This window comes from Streptomyces sp. NPDC101178 (assembly GCF_044767965.1).
Taxonomy (GTDB): domain Bacteria; phylum Actinomycetota; class Actinomycetes; order Streptomycetales; family Streptomycetaceae; genus Streptomyces.
Genome location: NZ_JBIWOZ010000003.1, coordinates 14451 through 30175, shown reverse-complemented (window position 1 = coordinate 30175; position 15725 = coordinate 14451). Strand labels below are relative to the sequence as shown.

The 15725-nt window shown below is 72.7% G+C and carries 10 protein-coding genes, 2 tRNA genes and 1 riboswitch; of the genes, 7 read left to right on the top strand and 5 right to left on the bottom strand.

From position 1 onward, the window contains the following. Nucleotides 1-191 precede the first annotated feature (191 nt). Both ACIRR8_RS08615 and ACIRR8_RS08610 read left to right on the top strand, forming a co-directional pair. Entirely contained in the window at nt 192-2498 is a 2307-nt protein-coding gene (locus tag ACIRR8_RS08615; protein ID WP_404062516.1) for a DEAD/DEAH box helicase, read from the top strand. A 239-nt stretch (nt 2499-2737) separates the two neighbouring features. Beyond that, nucleotides 2738-2811 (top strand) — tRNA-Lys (locus tag ACIRR8_RS08610). Between the two features lie 113 nt (nt 2812-2924). Here the strand turns inward: ACIRR8_RS08610 and alaS are convergent. Both alaS and tsaD read right to left on the bottom strand, forming a co-directional pair. Beyond that, nucleotides 2925-5570, bottom strand: coding sequence for an alanine--tRNA ligase (gene alaS / locus ACIRR8_RS08605; protein WP_404060818.1), 2646 nt, complete (start codon nt 5568-5570; stop codon nt 2925-2927). 60 nt (nt 5571-5630) lie between these two features. Further along, nucleotides 5631-6686, bottom strand: coding sequence for a tRNA (adenosine(37)-N6)-threonylcarbamoyltransferase complex transferase subunit TsaD (gene tsaD / locus ACIRR8_RS08600; protein WP_404062514.1), 1056 nt, complete (start codon nt 6684-6686; stop codon nt 5631-5633). 163 nt (nt 6687-6849) lie between these two features. Between tsaD and ACIRR8_RS08595 the strand changes: the two genes are divergently transcribed. The 5 genes from ACIRR8_RS08595 to ACIRR8_RS08575 all read left to right on the top strand — a co-directional run bounded on the left by ACIRR8_RS08595 (nt 6850) and on the right by ACIRR8_RS08575 (nt 11839). Beyond that, a tRNA-Met gene (locus tag ACIRR8_RS08595) sits at nt 6850-6923 on the top strand. A gap of 104 nt (nt 6924-7027) precedes the next feature. Beyond that, a complete protein-coding gene (locus ACIRR8_RS08590; protein WP_404060816.1) occupies nt 7028-7822 on the top strand; it encodes a MerR family transcriptional regulator in 795 nt (264 codons plus the stop codon). Nucleotides 7823-7970: 148 nt separating this feature from the next. Further along, nucleotides 7971-9203 (top strand): PP2C family protein-serine/threonine phosphatase, encoded by a 1233-nt coding sequence (locus ACIRR8_RS08585; RefSeq protein ID WP_404060813.1) that lies wholly within the window; start codon nt 7971-7973, stop codon nt 9201-9203. Nucleotides 9204-9410: 207 nt separating this feature from the next. Further along, a riboswitch (cyclic di-AMP (ydaO/yuaA leader) is annotated at nt 9411-9565 on the top strand. Between the two features lie 11 nt (nt 9566-9576). Further along, nucleotides 9577-10623 carry a M23 family metallopeptidase gene (locus ACIRR8_RS08580; protein WP_404060810.1) on the top strand — a complete coding sequence of 349 codons (1047 nt, stop codon included), beginning with the start codon at nt 9577-9579 and terminating at the stop codon, nt 10621-10623. A 271-nt stretch (nt 10624-10894) separates the two neighbouring features. Then, a complete protein-coding gene (locus ACIRR8_RS08575) occupies nt 10895-11839 on the top strand; it encodes an aldo/keto reductase (protein ID WP_404060808.1) in 945 nt (314 codons plus the stop codon). Nucleotides 11840-11859: 20 nt separating this feature from the next. Here ACIRR8_RS08575 and ACIRR8_RS08570 read toward each other — a convergent pair whose 3' ends face one another. From ACIRR8_RS08570 to lhgO, 3 genes are all read right to left on the bottom strand, one after another. Next, entirely contained in the window at nt 11860-13377 is a 1518-nt protein-coding gene (locus ACIRR8_RS08570) for a PrsW family intramembrane metalloprotease (protein ID WP_404060806.1), read from the bottom strand. Between the two features lie 133 nt (nt 13378-13510). Beyond that, entirely contained in the window at nt 13511-14446 is a 936-nt protein-coding gene (trmB, locus tag ACIRR8_RS08565) for a tRNA (guanosine(46)-N7)-methyltransferase TrmB (RefSeq protein WP_404060804.1), read from the bottom strand. Continuing rightward, entirely contained in the window at nt 14439-15695 is a 1257-nt protein-coding gene (gene lhgO, locus ACIRR8_RS08560) for an L-2-hydroxyglutarate oxidase (RefSeq protein WP_404060801.1), read from the bottom strand. Before lhgO ends, trmB begins: the two co-directional genes overlap by 8 nt. Nucleotides 15696-15725 lie beyond the last annotated feature (30 nt).

The following is a 15725-nucleotide window of genomic DNA, read 5'->3' as shown; positions in this document are numbered from 1 at the left end:
TGGTAGTAGATCGTTTGATCCCATTGCCCGGCGCCGACACAGAAGAGCGCCGTGTGGCGCGTACTCTCCCTTGCCGTGGCTGGACCGCATTGAGGCGGTCGAAATTGCGAATCACGGAGTTATGGGCGCGTGCCGAGACTCCGGAAGGTTTCGCATTTCGCATGTCAATTTCCAGTTCTGACCGCACCGTCATGCCCGAGAACATCGACAACGCCGAGCTCACCGAGCTCGTCGAGTCCGCTGTGACCGAGGCCCCGGCAGGTGCGGCCGCTGCCGCGGCCGAGCAGGCTCCGGTGGCGGAGAAGGCGGCCGAGAAGTCCGTCGCCGACTTCATCACCGAGGACAACAAGCCGGCGGACTCGGACGAGGCCGACACGGCCCCCGAGGCTGACAAGGCCCCCGAGGCCGACGCCGAGCCGACCGTCACCTTCGGCGACCTGGGCCTGCCGGACGGCATCGTCCGCAAGCTCGCGCAGAACGGCGTCACCACCCCGTTCCCGATCCAGGCCGCGACCATCCCGGACGCCCTGGCCGGCAAGGACATCCTCGGCCGTGGCCGTACGGGCTCCGGCAAGACGCTCTCCTTCGGTCTGCCAACCCTGGCCGCGCTGGCCGGTGGCCGCACCGAGAAGAAGAAGCCGCGCGCGGTCATCCTGACCCCGACCCGTGAGCTCGCGATGCAGGTCGCGGACGCGCTGCAGCCGTACGGCGACGTGCTCGGCCTCAAGATGAAGGTCGTCTGCGGCGGTACGTCGATGGGCAACCAGATCTACGCGCTGGAGCGCGGTGTCGACGTCCTCGTCGCCACGCCGGGCCGTCTGCGCGACATCATCAACCGCGGCGCCTGCTCCCTGGAGGACGTCCAGGTCGCCGTCCTCGACGAGGCCGACCAGATGTCCGACCTGGGCTTCCTGCCCGAGGTCACCGAGCTGCTCGACCAGATCCCCGGTGGCGGTCAGCGGATGCTCTTCTCCGCCACCATGGAGAACGAGATCGGCACGCTGGTCAAGCGCTACCTCTCCAACCCGGTGACGCACGAGGTCGACAGCGCCCAGGGCAACGTCACGACCATGTCGCACCACGTCCTCGTCGTGAAGCCGAAGGACAAGGCGCCGGTCACGGCCGCCATCGCCGCCCGCAAGGGCCGCACCATCATCTTCGTCCGCACCCAGCTGGGCGCCGACCGCATCGCCGAGCAGCTCATCGAGTCCGGTGTGAAGGCCGACGCGCTGCACGGCGGCATGACCCAGGGCGCCCGTACGCGGGTCCTGGAGGACTTCAAGAAGGGTTACGTCAACGCGCTCGTCGCGACCGACGTGGCCGCGCGCGGTATCCACGTGGACGGCATCGACCTGGTCCTGAACGTGGACCCGGCCGGCGACCACAAGGACTACCTGCACCGTTCGGGCCGTACCGCCCGGGCCGGCCGCTCCGGTGTCGTCGTCTCGCTGGCGCTGCCGCACCAGCGCCGCCAGATCTTCCGGCTGATGGAGGACGCGGGCGTCGACGCCTCGCGCCACATCGTCCAGGGCGCGGGCGTCTTCGAGCCGGAGGTCGCCGAGATCACCGGCGCCCGTTCGCTCACCGAGGTCCAGGCCGACTCCGCGAACAACGCCGCCAAGCAGGCCGAGCGCGAGGCCGCCGACCTGACCAAGCAGCTGGAGCGCGTCCAGCGCCGCGCCGTCGAGCTCCGCGAGGAGGCCGACCGCCTGGTCGCCCGTGCCGCGCGCGAGCGGGGCGAGGACCCGGAGGCGGCGGTGGCCGAGGTCACCGCCGAGGCGGAGGCCGCTCTGGTGGCCGCCATCTCCGTGCCCGAGCAGCCGGCCGCCCGTGACGAGCAGCGCCGCGACGAGCGGGGCAACTACGAGCGCCGCGACAACCGCGGTGGCGACCGCGGTGGCTACCGTGGCAACGGCGACCGCCGTGACGACCGCCCGTCGGGTGGTTTCCGCTCCGGTGGCGACCGCCGGGACGACCGTGGTGGCCGTCCGTTCGAGCGCCGCGACAACGACCGCCCCTCGTTCCGCCGTGACGACCGCCCGTCGGGCGGCTTCCGCTCCGGTGGCGACCGCCGCGATGACCGTGGTGGCCGTCCGTTCGAGCGCCGCGACAACGACCGCCCCTCGTTCCGCCGTGACGACCGCCCCTCCGGTGGTTTCCGCTCCGGCGGCGGCGACCGCCCCTCGGGTGGTTTCCGCTCCGGTGGCGACCGTCGTGACGACCGTGGTGGCCGTCCGTTCGAGCGCCGTGACAACGACCGTCCGTCGTTCAACCGCGACCGTCGCGACGAGCGCCCCTCCGGCGGCTTCCGCTCCGGTGGCAGCGACCGCCCGTTCAACCGTGACCGTCGCGACGACCGCCCCGCGGGCGGCTTCCGCTCGGGCGGCAGCGACCGCCCGACCGGCCGTCGTGACGACCACCGCGGCGCCAACACCGGCACCAACACCGGCACCTTCGGCCGCCGCGACGACAAGCCGCGCTGGAAGCGCAACGGCTGACCCCGCCCCGGCCGACTTCCGGCCGGGCAGGTCCGCCTGACAGACCGGCAGGGCCCGTACGCCACCGAACCGACTCGGTGACGTACGGGCCCTGTTGCTGTTCCCCTGGCCGCCTTCCGGGGCGTGAACCGGCGTGAAACGGACACCGTGGGGGCGTAGCGGGGGCGCGACAGGGCCCGACACCGATACCGGATCGGCTGCCGGGATCGGGCGGGCTATGCTCGGGGGTGATGTTGCAGGGGCCGTTAGCTCAATTGGTCAGAGCAGCGGACTTTTAATCCGTTGGTTGTGGGTTCGAGTCCCACACGGCCTACCGACAGCAGGGGCCGAAAACCCTTCAGCCTGCAAAGGAGTGCCCCGGCCGGTGGAACCGGCCGGGGCACTCCTTTGTCGCGCGGCAGCGACCAGGTCAGTCACAGGCAGCCGTCAGTGTGCGACGACCGCCTTCGGCAGAGCCGCCAGTGCGGCCGTGACTCCGTCGGGCCCGAGACCGCCGCCCTGCGCGACCTCCGCCGAGCCGCCGCCTCGGCCGCCGAGGAGTTGCTTCACCAGCTGGGAGGCGTTCAGGCCGGTGGCTTGTGCCGCCCTGTTGAGGGTGAGGACGAGTTGCCCGTCCACCGTGCCGACCGCCACCGCACCGGGCAGGCCGTCGGGCAAGCGGTCGCGGATGGCCAGGGCCAGGGCCCGGGCCTCCTGGGCGTTGCCGCCCGTCGTGGTGGTGACGATCCGCACGCCGTTCACCTCGGTTGCGGTGGTGGCGAGTTCGGTGGCGCGGGCGGTGGTGGCCTGTTGCTTGAGGCGGGCGTTCTCCCGGTCGGCGGTCTTCAGGCGGTCCAGGAGGGCGGAGACGCGGTCGGGCAGTTCGGCGCGCGGGGCCCCGAGCTCTTCGGCGATCCGTGCCACCAGGTCCCGTTCGCGGGCCAGGTAGTTGAAGCCCTCGATGCCGACGGCCGCCTCCAGGCGGCGCATGCCCGCGCCGACCGAGCCTTCCGAGGTGAGCGCGACCGTTCCGATCTGCGCGGACCGGTCCACGTGCGTGCCGCCGCACAGTTCGCGGGACCAGGGCCCGCCGATCTCGACGACCCGCACCTTCTCTCCGTACGTCTCATCGAAGAGGGCGAGTGCGCCGAGTTCCTTGGCCTCGGGCAGGGTCATCCACCGCACGCCGACCGGCAGGTCGCGGCGGAGCGCGCGGTTGGCGGCCTCCTCGATCTCGCTGCGGACGGTGGTGGACAGGGCGCCGCGCCAGGGGAAGTCGAGGCGCAGGTAGCCGGGGCGGTTGTAGGAGCCGGCCTGGAGGGCGTGGGGGCCGAGGACCTCGCGCAGGGCGGCGTGCAGGACGTGGGTGCCGGAGTGGGCCTGGCGGGCGCCGAGCCGCCACTCGGGGTCGACGGCGGCGTGCACGGTGTCGTCGGGGGCGAGTTCGCCCGCCGTGACGCGGACCTGGTGGGCGACGAGGCCGGGCAGCGGGCGCTGGACGTCGAGGACCTCGGCCTCCGCCGAGGCGCCGGACAGCAGCCCGGCGTCGCTGTCCTGGCCGCCGGACTCGGCGTAGAACGGCGTACGGTCCAGGACGACGGTGACGACGTCTCCGGCACGCGCCACCGGCACCGGGCCGGCCGGGCCGAGCACCGCGAGAACGCGGGACTCCGTCTCCAGGGTGTCCCAGGCCCGCCAGTCGGTGGGCCCGTGCGCGTCGAGGACGGTGCGCAGGGCGGTGGTGTCCACGGCGCCGCCGGCCTTGCGGGCGCGGGCGTCCGCGCGGGCCCGTTCGCGCTGCTCGTTCATCAGCGCGGTGAAGCCTTCGCGGTCGACCTCGACGCCCTGCTCGGCGGCCATCTCCAGCGTGAGGTCGATGGGGAAGCCGTACGTGTCGTGCAGCAGGAACGCCTGCGCGCCGGGCAGGGAGCGGCCGCCGTTCTCCCTGACCTGGGCCACGGCGGTGTCCAGGACCGTGGTGCCCTGCCTGAGCGAGGAGCGGAAGGCGGTCTCCTCCGCCCCGGCCTGGTCGGCGATGCGCGGATAGGCGTCGGTGACCTCCGGGTAGCTCGGCGCCATGCAGTCGCGGGCCACCGGCAGCAGTTCGGCCAGCGCCAGGTCCTCGTAGCCGAGCAGCCGCATGGAGCGGACGGCGCGGCGCAGGATCCGGCGGAGCACGTAACCGCGGCCCTCGTTGCCCGGGGTGGTGCCGTCGGCGAGGAGCATCAGGGCCGTACGGACGTGGTCGGCGACGACCCGCAGCCGTACGTCGGCCTCCGGGTCGGCGCCGTAGCGGATCCCGGCCAGGTCGGCGGCGCGCTGGAGCACCGGGCGGGTCTCGTCGATCTCGTAGAGGTTGTCCACGCCCTGGAGCAGGGCCGCCATGCGCTCCAGGCCCATGCCGGTGTCGATGTTGCGGCGGGGCAGCTCGCCGAGGATCGGGTAGCCGGACTTGCCGGGGCCCGCGCCACGCTCGTACTGCATGAAGACCAGGTTCCAGAACTCCATGTACCGGTCCTCGTCGACCGCCGGACCGCCTTCCCGGCCGAACGCCGGGCCGCGGTCGTAGTACAGCTCGGAGCAGGGCCCGCACGGTCCGGGGACGCCCATGGACCAGAAGTTGTCCTCGTCGCCGCGTTCCACGATCCGCTCGTCGGGCAGGTCCGCGACCCGGCGCCAGATGGAGCGCGACTCGGTGTCGGAGTGGTGGACGGTGACCCAGATCCTGGCCGGGTCGAGCCCGTAGCCGCCCTCGGCCTGCGGGCTGGTGGAGAGGTCCCAGGAGTAGGCGATGGCCTCTTCCTTGAAGTAGTCGCCGAAGGAGAAGTTGCCGTTCATCTGGAAGAACGAGCCGTGCCGGGTGGTGCGGCCGACCTCCTCGATGTCGAGCGTCCGTACGCACTTCTGCACGCTGGTGGCCCGCTCCCACGGCGGGGACGCCTCACCGGTGAAGTACGGCTTGAACGGCACCATGCCGGCGTTGACGAAGAGGAGGGTCGGGTCCGGGGTCGGCAGCGGTGCGCCGGGGACGATCGTGTGGTCCCGGGCGGCGAAGAAGTCCAGGAAGCGGTTGCGGATGTCGGCGGTACGCACAGGGAGTCCTCTCAAGTCCTTCGGTCGGTCACCGAGGGAGGGTGACGGGTGGTGCGGCGCTCACGCGGCCCTCGCCGGTGCGGCCGCCGGGTGCAGCGCGGCGTACTCCAGCGGTGCCGACGGGTCGATGGACACGTTCAGCTGCGCCGGGTCCGCGCCCGCCCGCACCAGGAGGTCGCCGACGGCCGCGATCATCGCCCCGTTGTCGGTGCACAGCGTCAGCGGCGGCACCCGCAGCTCGACGCCCGCCGCCGCGCACCGCTCCTCCGCCAGCGCCCGGACCCGGGAGTTCGCCGCGACACCGCCGACCACGACCAGCGTCCGGACGTCGTACCGGCGGCAGGCGGCCAGCGCCTTCCGCGTCAGGACGTCCGCCACGGCCTCCTGGAGCGAAGCCGCTCCGTCGGCCAACGGGATCTCCTCGCCGCGCTGCCGGTGCTGCTCGGCCCAGCGGGCGGCGGCCGTCTTCAGACCGGAGAAGGAGAACGCGTACGGGTCGTCCTTCGACGTCAGCAGCGGCCGCGGAAAGGCGACCGCGCACGGGTTGCCGTCGCGCGCGGCCCGGTCGATGGCCGGGCCGCCCGGATAGGGGAGGCCGAAGACGCGGGCCACCTTGTCGAAGCACTCGCCCGCGGCATCGTCCACGGTGTCGCCGAGGTGGAGGATCGGATCGCGCACCAGGTCCCGTACGAGCAGCAGCGAAGTGTGGCCGCCGGAGACGATGAGGACCACGCACGGGTCGGGCAGCGGGCCGTGTTCCAGGGTGTCGGCGGCCACGTGCCCGGCCAGGTGGTGCACCCCGTACAGCGGTACGTCCGCCGCGTAGGCCAGGGACTTCGCCCCGGCCAGGCCGACCTGGAGGGCACCGGACAGGCCGGGGCCGGTGGTCACCGCGACGGCGTCGAGATCCCGCACACCCAGCCCCGCCTGGGCCAGGGCCTCCTTGACCACGGGGTTGAACGCCTGGAGGTGGGCGCGGGCCGCGATCTCCGGCACCACGCCGCCGAAGCGGGCGTGCTCGTCCATGCTCGACGCCACGACGTGCGCGAGCAGCCGGCCGCCGGAGACGATCCCCGCCCCCGTCTCGTCACACGACGACTCGATGCCCAGCACCACCGGAGTCCGCACGGCTTCCTCTTCTCGCACATCAGTCGTTACTGCAACCTATGTGCAATAAGGTACTCGCCTGCGGCGCGGTGCCGCTGATCGAAGACGCCGCAGCGCTGCCGGAAAGGTGGTCGGGGCGGCCGCTCCGATGGCGTAGAGTTGTGTTCACCGACGCGGGGTGGAGCAGCTCGGTAGCTCGCTGGGCTCATAACCCAGAGGTCGCAGGTTCAAATCCTGTCCCCGCTACTGAAGATCCGGGCCCGGCACGCCGACTGCGTGCCGGGCCCGAGTCGTTCCCCGGCGCGTTCCGGGTTGACCTTGACGCAACGTGAAGATCTAGCGTTTCCGGCATGGAGTGGTCCATCCAGGAAATCGCCAGAAAGGCCGGCACCACCAGCCGCACGCTCCGGCACTACGGGGACCTCGGTCTTCTCGTGCCGAGCCGGCTCGGGAGCAACGGCTACCGCTACTACGACCAGGACGCCCTCGTCCGGCTGCAGCGCATCCTGCTGCTGCGGGAGCTCGGGCTGTCGTTGCCCGCGATCAAGGACGTGCTCGAAGGGCAGCGGGACACGGGTGTGGCGTTGCGGGCGCATCTGCGGCTGCTCGAACAGGAGCAGGCGCGCATCGGGCGGCAGATCGCCTCGGTGCGGACCACTCTCCACAAGACGGAGGAGGGGACGGAACTCATGGCCGAGGAAGTGTTCGACGGGTTCGACCACACCGCTCATGAGCGGGAGGTGACCGAGCGCTGGGGGCGCGCGGCGTACGAGGAGGGCGACCGGTGGTGGCGCGCGCTCGGCGAGGAGGGGCGGAAGGCCTTCCTCGCCGAGCACGAAGCCATCGCGCGGGGCTGGGGACGGGCCCGGGAGGCCGGGGCCGATGCCGGTGGTGAGCAGGCTCAGGAGATCGCCCGGCGGCACTGTGCGTGGCTGTCGTCGTCCACGGCGGCGAGCGGCGCGTCGGGCCGCGTGCCGGGCCGGGCGGCGGACAAGGAGCCCGGCCGCTCCTACGTCATCGGACTCGGCGAGATGTATGTCGCCGATCCCCGCTTCGGAAAGAACTACGATCGCTACGGGGACGGCACCGCCGCCTTCGTACGGGATGCACTGACGATCTACGCCGAACGCCGGCTCTCCGACTGACCACGGAGGGCCTCGGCACCAGGCCCGCTTCCCCCTATTCGGCCGATGACGGGTCGCCGCACGGCGCGGCTCCGGGAAGCCTGGGCGGGGCGCGGTACCGTCCGCAGCCGTGGCCGGACCGGGCAGCAGGAGTGCACAGGTGGTGGGGATGGCGGAGAAGGGGCGCGGGCTCGTGAAGGCGAGCCTCGGGATCCCCGGGCGGGCCGCGCCCGGCTCGACGGGGCGCGGGAAGCCGGTGGTGGCGCGGAGCAAGGGGACGCGGCGGTTCGTGCGGCTGCTGCCGGTGCTGCTGATCGGCGGCGGGCTCCTCTTCGACTCGCTCGCGCCGCCCAACTTCACCGCCGTACCGCTGTTCGTGGCCGCGCCGCTGATCGCCGCGCCGTTCTTCTCGCTCGCCAGCACCATCCGTACGGGAGTGGCCTCGGTCCTCTCCGTCATCGCGATGCGGATCCTTGACGGCACCTCCACCCAGGTCGTCCCGGTCATCGAGATGATCACGGTCCTCACCGCCGCGGCCCTGGCCCTCGTCATCAACGGGGTCGTGCGCCGCAGCAACGAGCAGCTGGCCTCGGCGCGGGTCATCGCGGAGACCGCCATGCGGGCCGTGCTGCCGACGCCGGCGGAGCGGATCGGCGGGCTCCAGGTGGCGGCGCGGTACGAGGCGGCGCAGGCGGACGAGTTCGTCGGCGGGGACCTGTTCGCGGTGGCGGACACTCCGTACGGGGTACGCCTGGTCGTCGGCGACGTGCGCGGCAAGGGGCTGGACGCCGTGGAGGCGGTGGCGGTGATCATCGGCGCGTTCCGGGAGGCCGCCGAGCAGGAGCGGTCCCTGGAGGGCGTGGCGCAGCGGCTGGAGCGGGCGCTCGCGCGGGAGGGGACGCGGCGGTACGGGCTGGACGCCATGGAGGGGTTCATCACCGCCGTCCTGGCCGAGATCCCGCCCGGCTCGGCCTCGCTGCGCCTCGTCAACCGCGGCCATCCCGAGCCGATCCTGCTGCACGCGGACGGGGCCCTGGAAGTCCTGGCCCCGAGCGTGCCCGCGATGCCGCTGGGGATGGACCTCGGGGTGTGGCCGGACCGGTCCGACGAGTGGGAGCTGCCCGCCGGTTCGACGCTGCTCGCCTTCACGGACGGCCTCTCCGAGGCGCGCGACGCGAACGGCGCGTTCTACGACCCGGCGGCCCGGCTGCGCGGCCGTATCTTTCCCGGCCCCGAGGAGCTGCTCTCGGCGCTCACCGACGACGTACGGCTGCACACCGGCGGCCGGTCGACGGATGACATGGCGCTGCTCGCGGTCAGCCGGCCTGCGGAGGGGCAGCCGCCGCGGCGGACGACGGTGAAGATCGTCGGCCGGGGCGATGACACGGTGCGTAATCGATGAGCACCGCTCCGCATAACAGTTGACACACCATCAGAAAAAGAGGTGTGGGCGGGAGATCGCCAAGTCGTCCGATTCGGGCGGCTTGTGGGCGGTAAGTCCCCGTCGAAGCCGTTAATGATCAACAGGAACAGCTTGGAATCGGGCCCGTCTGTCTATTAACGTTCGATAACGCAGTGCGGTCGTCCCAGCCGTCGTCAGAGACGGCGCCGTGCGCGAGCGCCGAATTCCGCAAGGGAACCGGGGAACCACCTACATGGGGTGAATCGGACGCCTGTGTCTCCATCGTGAGGCAGAGGGGCCCGTAGGAGACCTTCCTGCTCCGAACCCGTCAGCTAACCCGGTAGGCGAGAAGGAAGGAAAGGAGTGCGCCCACGTGGCGTCCAATCACCCTGCCCCTGAGGCCCCGTCACCCTTCACTGCCGATGGCCTCGGTGGTCCGGAGCGGACGTGGGAGGAGTGGAATCCCACCGCGGAGTCCGTCCGTCCCGTGCGCGGTAAGCACCGCGTGGCCAAGCAGCGGGGTCTCGCCCGTAGCTCCACCGTCCTCGGGGTCGGCGTCATAGCGGCCGTCGGTGCGGGTGGCATGGCCACCGCTCAGAGCAAGCCACCGGTCTCCATCTCTCTTCCCGATTCCATCGCGGACAACCTCCCCGACGCCAAGTCCCTCCCCGGCGTCGGGGCCTTCATGTCCGACGACGCCGAGGACGCACCGGTCCTCGCCGCCGCTCCGCTCACCTCCGCCGGCATCACGACCGCCGAGGCCGAGCAGGGCACCACCGGCGCCGGTGAGGCCCTGCGCGCCCGGATCCTCCAGCAGGCCGAGCAGCAGCAGGCCAACGCCGACGCCGAGGCCAAGGCAGCCGAGGAGAAGGCCGCGGCCGAGAAGGCCGCCGCCGAGGCGAAGAAGCAGCAGGACGAGGCCGAGGCCAAGGTCAAGGCCAGGATCGCCGCCGAGAAGAAGGCGGCGGAGGAGGCCGCGGCGAAGAAGGCCGAGGAGGAGCGCCTCGCCAAGCTCCGCGCCAGCTACACGCTGCCGGCCTCCTCGTACACGATCACCTCGACCTACGGCCAGTCCGGCGCCATGTGGTCCTCCGGCCAGCACACCGGCCTGGACTTCGCCGGGGCGGCCGGTTCGCCGCTCAAGGCCGTGCACAGCGGCACCATCACGGAGGCCGGCTGGTCCGGTTCGTACGGCTACCGCACGGTCCTCCAGCTGGAGGACGGCACGGAGGTCTGGTACGCGCACCAGTCCTCGATCGACGTCTCGGTCGGCCAGCAGGTCAGCACCGGCGAGACCATCGGCCGCATGGGCGCTACCGGCAACGTGACCGGTGTCCACCTCCACCTGGAGGTCCACACCGCGGGCGGCTCGGCGATGAACCCGGTCGCATGGCTGAACAGCAAGGGCCTCTCCGTCTGAGGCACCCGCGCCCGTAGGACCCGAAACCCCGGCAGCCCTGACGCTCACCCCCCGACGTCAGGGCTGCCGGTCCGTCCGGCGGGTCCAGGGCGGGAACAGAGGGCTCCGGCGCGGAATATGCGGCTCCGGCGCGCGGAACGCGTCGCTCCGGCACGGAATACGGAACTCCGACGCGGAATGCGCCGCACCGGCACGGAATGCGCCGCACCGGCACGGAATGCGCGGCTCCGGGATGGAATACGCCGCTCCGCCGCCGCCGTTGAACCCGGACATGACTTCTCTCCGCACGCTCGGCAGCTCCGACCTCCAGGTCTTCCCCCTCGCCCTCGGCGGCAACGTCTTCGGCTGGACCGCCGACGAGGACCGGTCCTTCGCCGTCCTGGACGCGTACGCCGCGGCCGGCGGCAACTTCGTCGACACCGCCGACGCCTACTCCGCCTGGGCCGAGGGCAACCGGGGCGGTGAGTCGGAGACCGTCATCGGCGCCTGGCTCGCCTCCCGCGCCAACCGCTCCGACATCGTCGTGGCCACCAAGGTCGGCGCCCACCCCGATTTCCAGGGGCTCTCCGCCGCCACCATCAAGGGCGCGGCCGAGCAGTCGCTGCGCCGCCTCGGCACCGACCACATCGACCTCTACTACACGCACTTCGACGACGAGACCGTCCCGGTGGAGGAGATCATCACCGCCCTCGACCAGTTGGTGAGGGACGGCAAGGTGCGCCACATCGCCGCCTCCAACATCAGCCCGGAGCGCCTCCAGGAGTCGCTGGACTTCTCCGAGCGCGAGGGCCTGGCCCGGTATGCCGCACTCCAGCCGCACTACAACCTGGTCTCCCGCGCCACCTACGAGGGCCCGCTCCAGGAGACCGCCGCCCGCGCCGGCCTCGCCGCCGTCCCGTACTACGCGCTGGCCTCGGGCTTCCTCACCGGCAAGTACCGCCCCGGCGCCACCGTGGAGAGCGCCCGCTCCGCGAAGGCGGGCGAGCACCTGGAGTCGGAGCGCGGCCGCATGGTGCTGGCCGCCCTCGACCGTGTCGCCGCGGAGCGGGGTGCCGAGATCGCGACGGTGGCCCTCGCCTGGCTCGCCGCCCGTCCCACGGTCGCGGCCCCGATCGCCTCGGCCCGCACGGTCGAACAGCTCCCCGCGCTGCTGGCCGTCGCGGACCTGGAGCTGACGGAGGCGGAGCTGGCGGCCCTCACGGAGGCGTCGGCCTGAGCGGGCTCGCCCGAACCGCCTTACGAGGGAGGCGGGGTGGGGCCGGACGGGCTCTGCCGGCCGTACGGGTACGGCTGCGGGGGCGGGCCGCCGTACACGGTTCCATGCCCCTGCCCGTAGCCGTAACCCTGCCCGTACCCGTAGCCCTGCGCCTGCGCCTGCGTCTGGCCCTGCCCGTATTCCTGTCGCTGTCCGTACGGCGTCGGCTGTCGGTACGGGTGTGGGCGCGGGCCGGTGCCGGTCATCCGCGCCGCGTGGGTGAGGGCCGGGGCGGCGATGGCGCGGCGTTGCCAGAGGTGGTGCAGCAGCTCCCGCTCCCGGACGGCGAAGTCCGGTCCCACCGCGTCATGGCGGGCGCGGCGGCGCAGGCCGGCCAGGGTCGTCGCGAACGACTCGTACTCCGCCACCGCGCGCGCCGCCGCCCGGCCCCGCGACCGGTCCTGCCTCCCGTGCCAGTGGCGGGCCAGATCGCGCGCCACGCCCCGGGTCCGCATCGAGGAGAGTGCCAGCGGCTCGACCGGGGTCAGCCAGCCGGCCGTGGCGTACGCGGGCAGTTCGGCGGCGAGCGTCCGCAGCTCGCGCCGGCGCCACCAGATCGCCAGCCAGGTCGCCAGCCCGAAGACCGGGACCATCACCATCCCGTACACCGCCCAGAAGCCGTACGGGCCGAAGGCCGACGAGCCGTTCCACAGGGCGTGCAGGCCCATCGCCAGCAGCAGGCCGAGCACGGGCAGGGCGATCCGGCGGACCCGGTGGTGGCGGGCGCTGATGGCCGCGAAGCCGAAGCCGAGACCGGTGAGCACCGTGAACAGCGGATGCGCGAACGGCGACATCACGATCCGTACGAAGAACGTCCCGGCGGTCACCGAGGCGATCCCGGAGCTGCCGAGCTGCTGGTCCTCGTCGAACGCGTTGCCCAGGTAGAGGATGTTCTCGGTGAAGGCGAAGCCGGTCGCGGTGAAGCCCGCGACCACGATGCCGTCCACCACGCCCCGGAACTCCCGCCTCCGGAAGATGAAGATCAGCAGGATCGAGACGGCCTTGGCGCTCTCCTCCACGACCGGGGCGATCACCGTCGCGCCCAGTGTGTCGGCGCTCGTCGGGTCGGCCGTCGCGGTGGCTATCCACCGCATGGCGAACGAGTTGGCGATGATCGCGACGAGTGCGGCGGCGCACGCGCCCCAGGCGAAGCAGAAGATCAGATTCCGCCAGGGGCCCGGCTCGACCCGGTCCAGCCAGCGGAAGGCGGCCATCAGGAGCGGCACCGGCAGCAGCGCCAGGCCGAGCCCGACGAGGAACCCCTCCGGGCCCGTCTGCTCGCGGACCAGTGCGAGGATCACCAGCCCGCACAGCGCGAGCGCCACGATCACGGTCCCGAGGCGGAACACCTTGCTGCGCCAGACCAGGGAGACGCGGCGCGGCCGGTACTGCCACCGGTCGCGCTCCAGCACGGCGCCCAACACCTCCTCGGGCCGCTGCTCGTGGAGGACCGGGACCGCCGGCTGCCGCTGCTGGTACTGCACGGAACCGTCGGACACCCCTCGACCCTAACGAGGAGCACTGACACCCGGCGACGGTGCATCCGGCCAGGACGGTTCGCTGTTCGGCCAGGACACGGCTCACCCGGCGGCGGACCGCCCGTCATCCGGCGGCGGTCTGCCCGGCGGTGTGTCAGATCCGGGCGAACAACAGGTCGTGCACGACGTGGCCCTTGTCCAGGCCCTGGCCCTCGAACCGGGTGAGCGGCCGGAACGCCGGACGCGGCGCGTATCCGCCGTCCGCCGCCGTGTTCGCGAAGCGGGGGTGCGCGGTCAGCACCTCCAGCATCTGCTCCGCGTACGGCTCCCAGTCCGTCGCGCAGTGCACGATCGCACCGGGCTTCAGCACCGGCGCCACCAGGTCCAGGAACTCGGGCTGGATGAGGCGCCGCTTGTGGTGGCGGGCCTTGGGCCACGGGTCCGGGAAGTAGACCCGCAGGCCGTCGAGCGACTCGGGGGCCAGCATCTCGCGGAGCAGGATCACCGCGTCGCCGTTGGCCACCCGTACGTTGGTCGAGCCCGCCTTGTCCGCCAGGCCCAGCAGATTGCCCTGGCCCGGGGTGTGGACGTCGACGGCGAGGATGCCGGTGCCCGGGTCCTCGGCCGCCATCTGCGCGGTGGCCTCGCCCATGCCGAAACCGATCTCCAGGACGACCGGCAGTCCGTCGAAGAGCCCGGCCAGATCCAGGACCCGCTTGCCGTCGATGTCCAGGCCCCACTTCGGCCACAGCCGCTCCAGGGCCTCCTGCTGGCCGGTGGTGACCCGGCTGCGGCGCGGCTGGAAGCTGCGGATCCGGCGCTCGTGGTGCGAGCCGGCCGGGTCGGCGGCGGGGCCGCCGGGGAAGCGGGGCTCCTGGCGCAGCCGGCGCGCCCGCTCGAAGGAGGCGGCCCGCAGCGCGGCGGCCTCCTCAGGGGTGACGTCGGCGGCGGTGGACCCGGTCGCGGATCCGGTCGCAGGCGCCGCCGCCGCCGGCTCGGGAGCCGCGGCGGGTGCGGAGCCGGTCACGGTGGCCTCGGCTGCCTCTTCCGGGGCCGGGGCGGGGGCGTGGTTCAAGGGCTGCTCAGACACAATGACCCGATTCTACGGCGGGCGGCCTCCACCCCGTCTCCTGAGCCCGGCGCAGCGCCAGCCGCGCCACCTCCCGCCCGATCGGCAGGCACGCCGTCGCGGCGGGCGACGGGGCGTTCAGCACATGCACGGTGTGCGGGGCCTCGCGGATCAGGAAGTCGTCGACCAGTGTGCCGTCCTTCAGCACCGCCTGGGCCCGGACCCCGGCGGGCGACGGGCGCAGGTCCTCCTCCCGCACGGCGGGCAGCAGCCGTCGGACGGCCTTGGTGAAGGCGGACTTCGAGAGCGAGCGGTGCACCTCGCCCGCCCCGTACCGCCAGTGTCTGCGGGCGATCCGCCAGGTGCCCGGCCAGCTCAGCGTGGACAGCAGTTCGGCGGGGCGCACCACCGGCCAGGCGTATCCCTCGCGGGCCAGGGCGGGGACCGCGTTCGGGCCGACGTGGACCGTGCCGTCGAAGCCCCGGGTCAGGTGGACGCCGAGGAAGGGGAAGGCCGGGTCCGGCACCGGGTAGACCAGGCCGCGCACCAGCTCGGGGCGGGCCAGCTCGTAGTACTCGCCCCGGAACGGCACGATCCGCACCCCCGGGTCGTCACCCGCCAGCCGGGCCACCCGGTCGCAGTGCAGCCCCGCGCAGTTGACCAGGGTCCGGGCGCGGACCACCAGGCCGTCCGCCGTGCGCACCGCCACGCCCCAGGCACGCCGGTCTATCGCCACGACCTCCGCCCCGTACCGCACGATGCCGCCGGCGGCGGTGACCTCGGTCGCGAAGCGGGTGGCGACGGCGGTGAAGTCGCAGACGCCGGTCGTGCCGACCCGGATCGCCGCGAGGCCCCGGACCTCGGGCTCGTACTCCGCGATCTGCGCCGGGCCGAGCTCCCGCACCGGCAGTCCGTGCTCGCGGCCGCGCTGGACCAGGCTGTGCAGCCGGGGCAGCTCGGAGCGGTCGGTGGCGACGATCAGCTTGCCGGTGGTGGCGTGCGCGATCCCGTGCTCGGCGCAGAAGTCGGCCAGCTCGGCGGAGCCGCGCAGCGCGTACCGCGCCTTGAGCGAACCGGGGCGGTAGTAGATCCCGCTGTGGATCACTCCGCTGTTGCGGCCGGTCTGGTGGCGGGCAGGGCCGTGCTCCTTCTCCAGGACCGTGACCCGGGTGCCCGGCGCGGACCGCTGCAGCGCATACGCGGTCGACAGACCGACGATCCCACCGCCGATCACCAGCACATCGCAGTCGTACGCCGCGTGCGTCATCATCACGCCACCTCCCACCCCGATAGTGCACTG